The sequence below is a fragment of the Streptomyces sp. YS-3 genome (assembly GCF_045257485.1).
Classification (GTDB): Bacteria; Actinomycetota; Actinomycetes; order Streptomycetales; family Streptomycetaceae; genus Streptomyces.
In genome coordinates this window covers 1-4629 of record NZ_JBJHPC010000563.1, presented here as the reverse complement: position 1 = coordinate 4629, position 4629 = coordinate 1, and the positions used below count along the sequence as shown (strand labels likewise).

2 protein-coding genes are annotated in these 4629 nt (G+C 73.8%); both read left to right on the top strand.

Annotated features, from left to right (window positions below):
• On the top strand, positions 1-574 hold a 574-nt coding region (gene fsxC, locus ACJA3G_RS30730), incomplete at its 5' end, for an FxsC protein (RefSeq protein WP_406556311.1).
• Positions 558-4520 carry an FxSxx-COOH system tetratricopeptide repeat protein gene (gene fxsT, locus ACJA3G_RS30725; RefSeq protein ID WP_406556310.1) on the top strand — a complete coding sequence of 1321 codons (3963 nt, stop codon included), beginning with the start codon at positions 558-560 and terminating at the stop codon, positions 4518-4520. The genes fsxC and fxsT, both read left to right, overlap by 17 nt.
• Positions 4521-4629: the final 109 nt, after the last annotated feature.

The following is a 4629-nucleotide window of genomic DNA, read 5'->3' as shown; positions in this document are numbered from 1 at the left end:
CCACACCGCCGACCTCGTGGTGAACCTCAACTACTCCGTCCGCCTCGCCGAGTTCGAGGAACGCGCCGACCGACTGCTGCGCCCGGGGCCGCCCGAGGCCCCCGGGCTGCTGCTGCTGGACCGCTGGGCGCTGCAGTCCCCGCGCCACCGGGAGCTGGTGCGGCTGCTCTGCGCCGAGCCGCGGCCCTGGCTCAGCGTGATGGTCCCGTGGAACCGCGCGGACCCCGAATCGCCGCCGCGCGAGGCCGAGTTGCGCCATGTGGCCGACGAAGTCCTCGGTACCAGACTGCGGCAGAGCCCGGGCCACCTGACGCAGGGCGGCGGACTGCCTACTCTGGAAGCCTTCAGCCAGGAGCTCCCCAGGGCGGTCCGGTCGGCGGTCAGGCACTACGAGAGCGCCGCCCGCACGGACCGGCCGGCCGGGCCCGGCAGCCCGCTGCCCCATGTCCTGCCGGGCGGGGTCGGGCTCGGCCGGACGGCCCGCGACCGCACCGGGGACCAGCCGGAACAGCGCGCCGCCGGGAACAGCCAGGCCGAGCAGGTGGAGGGCCCTCCAGATGGCCGAGAACCGTGACGGGACCGTCATCACGTTCTACTCGTACAAGGGCGGCACCGGACGCACGATGGCACTCGCCAACTGCGCCTGGATCCTGGCGGCCAACGGCTACCGGGTGCTCGCCGTCGACTGGGACCTGGAGGCGCCGGGCCTGCACCGGTTCTTCCACCCCTTCCTCAACCTGCGGGACCTGGAGGCCACCCCGGGCCTGATCAACCTGATCACCGAGTACCAGGAGGAGGCCCGCCGGACCGGCGAGCACGCCCCCGACTGGCACCGCGCCTACGCGCGCGTGCGCCCGCACGCCGTCACCCTCGACTGGTCCTTCCCCAGCGGCGGCAGCCTGGACTTCCTCTCGGCGGGCCGCCGCAACCGCGACTACTCCTCGGTCGTGGGACGGATGGACTGGGACCACTTCTACGAGCACTCCGGCGGCGGCCAGTTCTTCGACGCCATGGGCGACGACATGCGCCGCCACTACGACTTCACCCTGATCGACAGCCGCACCGGGCTCAGCGACATCGCCGACATCTGCACGGTCCAGATGCCCCAGGTGCTCGTCGTCTGCTTCACCCTGAGCGACCAGAGCATCGACGGCGCCTCGGCCGTCGCCCGCTACATCGAGGAGCGCTACCACGAGCGGGGCATCCGCATCCTGCCCGTCCCCACCCGGATCGACGACGGCGAGAAGGAGAAGGCCGACGCCGGGCGGGCGCTCGCCCGGGAGTGCTTCGAGGGCTTCCCCAGCGGACTGCGGGGCGAGGCCGCCGACGGCTACTGGGGCACGGTGGAGATCCCGTACCGGCCCTTCTACGCCTACGAGGAGGTCCTGGCGACCTTCGGCGACACGCCGGGCCTGGGCAGTTCGCTGCTGGCCGCCTGCGAGCGGCTCACCTGGGTCCTCACCGAGGGCGAGGTGACCGGGCTGCCGCCGATCGACGAGGCCCTGCGGATCGCCCACCTCGACGCCTTCACCCGGCGCCGGCCCACCTCACCCGCGAACATCGTCCTCAACCACGTCTCCGAGGACCGGATGTGGGTGGAGTGGCTGACCGCCGTCCTCGGCACGGCGGGCTTCCGCACCTTCCCCGTCGATGTGCGCGCCCCCCACTCCGGGCAGCCACAGGAGGAACCCGGAGGGGAGGCCCACCGCGTTCTGCACCTCGCCTCCCCGCCCTACCTCAAGTCCCGCGCGGGACGCGGTCTGTGGGACAGCGGCCCCGCCCAGGACCGGGCCGGAGGCCGCCGCCAGGTGCTGCCCGTGCGCGTCGGCGACGTACGGCTCACCCCACCGCCGGGCGGACTGCGCGCGGTGGACCTGGTGCGCGTCGGCGAGGCCGAGGCGGCGGCGGCGCTGCTCGGCGCACTCGGCCGGGCGGAGGCCGCCGGCACGCTTCCGTGCGCCCCCGACCGGCCCCGCTTCCCCGGGAACGCGCCCCGCGTGTGGAACGTACGGCCGCGCAACACCTGGTTCACCGGCCGCACCGACCTGCTCGACCGGGTACGCGACCAACTGCGCGGCGACAGCCGCTCCGCCCAGCGCCTGCCCCAGGTCCTGTACGGACTCGGCGGCGTGGGCAAGACACAGGTCGCGCTGGAGTACGCGCACCGCTTCCGCGCCGACTACGACCTGGTGTGGTGGATCGAGGCGGAGCGCCCCGACCTGGTGGTGGCCTCGCTGGCGCAGCTCGCCGCAGAGATGGACCTGCGGGCCGGGGACGTGGTGGCCGAGGCGGCCATGGCGGCCCTCCAGGAGCTGTGGCGCGGCGAGCGCTACCCCCGGTGGCTGCTGATCTTCGACAACGTCGAGGACCCGGACCAGGCACTGCGCCGCCTGCCCGACGCCATCGGACCGCTCCCCGGCTCGGTCTACGGCCATCTCCTCGCCACCTGCCGCAACAAACCGGCCACCCCGCGGGTGGAGAGCACCCAGGTCGAGGTCTTCGACCGGTTCGAGAGCGTGGAGCACCTGACCTGGCGGGTGGCGGGCCTGCCGCCCGAGGACGCCGACCGGGTCGCCGACGCGGTGGGCGATCTGCCACTGGCCGTGGAGGTGGCGGCGGCCTGGCTCGCCGAGACGGCGACGCCCGTCGACGAGTATCTGCGCCAGCTCGCGGAGCAGAGCACCTCGGTCCTCTCGCTGGGCACGGCCCCGGGGTACGGGCTGCGGTTCGGCGCCACCTGGGCCATCTCCATCAGCAGGCTGCGCGAGGAGTCCCGGGCCGCGGTGCGTCTGCTGGAGATCTGCTCGTTCTTCTCCGCCGAACCCGTCTCGATGCGGCTGATCGGCAGCGACGCGATGTTCGACGCGCTGCTGCCGTACGACGCCGATCTGCGCGAGCGGTACATGCTGGGCCGGGTCATCCAGACGCTGAACCGGTTCGCCCTGGCCAAGGTGGACCCGGCGGACAGCAGCATCCAGGTGCACCGCCTCGTCCAGGCGGCCGTGCGCGACGCGCTCACCGCCGAGGAGCAGACCGAGACCAAGCAGGTCGTCCACCGCATCCTGGCGCAGGCGCGGCCGGCCGAGGGCGTCGACCGCGACGACCCGGTGAACGACCCCAAGAGCTGGCCCGCCTTCGAGCTGATCTGGCCGCATCTGAACGCGTCCGGCGTCGCGGAGAGCGACGACCACAAGGCCCGTGAGCTGATGATCGACCGGATCCGCTATCTGCTGCGCCGCGGCGAGCTGGAGAGCGCCCGGGCCTTCGGCGCCGAACTGGACCGCATCTGGACCCGCCGGCTCGGTGAGGACGCGCTCCAGACCCTCAACATCCGCTTCGAGCTGGCCAACGCGCTCCGCGCCCAGGGCCGCTACCAGGAAGCCCTGACCCTGGACGAGGACACCCTCGCCCGCCAGCAGCGCCTGTTCCACCCCGCCGACGACCACCCCAGCGTGCTGGTCGTCACCGGCAGCCTCGCCGCCGACCTGCGCGCGGTCGGCAGGTTCACCGAGGCGCTGGAGCGCGACCTGTGGGTCTACCGGGGGATGCGGGGCCTCTTCGGGGAGACCCACCGGCGCACCCTGACCGCCGCGCACAACCTCGCCATCGACTACCGGCTGACCGGGGACAGCGAGGCCGCGCGGCGCCTCGACGAGCGGACCGTGGAGCGGCGCGGCATGCTGCTCGGCGACGACCACCCCTACACCCTGGTCACCAAGGCGAACCTGGCCCGGGACCTGCGCGAGACCGGCGAGTACACGGTGTCGGGCGAGGTCCTGCGCGAGGTCGTGGAGGGGCTTCGCCGGGTCCTGGACCCGCACGCCCCCGAGGTGCTGCGCGCCGCCAAGAGCCTGGCCGTCTCGCTGCGCAGGGCCGGACATCCGCACGAGGCGATGCGGCTGACGAGTGAGGCGTACGAGCGTTTCCGCGACCGGTACGGTCCCGACTCGCCCGACACCCTGGCCTGCGGTGTCAGCCTCGCCGCCGACCTGGCGGCCACCGGCGAACCCGGGCGCGCCCTGGAACTGGCGCGGCGCACCCTGCACGGCTACCGGGGGACGCTGGGGGAGTCCCACCCCTACAGCCTGGCGTGCCGGGCGAACGTGATCGTCCATCTGCGGGCGACCGGCGGCGCCGAGGAGGCGGTCGAAGACGCCGAGGAGGTCCGCGGGCGCCTGGAGCGGGCGCTCGGCCCCCAGCACCCGTTCACCCTCTGCGCGGCCGTCAACCTGGCGAACGTGTACGGGGACCTGGGCCGGGCCGACCTCGCCGAGCGGTGGGAGTACGTGGCGCTGGAGGGACTGCTCGACAAACTCGGCGCCTGGCATCCGGACGTACTGGTCTGCCGGTCGAATCTGGCGGTCTCCCTGCGGGCGGCGGGCCGGGGGGACGACGCGGCCGGAATGCGCGCGGCGGTGATCGAACCGGCCGCGGAACGGCTCGGCGTGGACCACCCGATCGCGGAGGCGGCCCGCTCATGGCGACGACTGGACCGGGACATCGAGATCCAGCCGGTCTGACGCGGGCGGGGAGCGCGCCGCGGCCCCGGGCTGCCCGGGAGGGACCGCGGAAAGCCGCGCGACAGGGGATGGGGCCGGGGCCGGGGAGAAGCCGGCCCCGGCCCCATCC

What these genes read in the sequence shown, in the direction of transcription:
- fxsT (WP_406556310.1), top strand. Translation starts at nt 558, where the DNA reads ATGGCCGAGAACCGTGACGGGACCGTCATCACGTTCTACTCGTACAAG.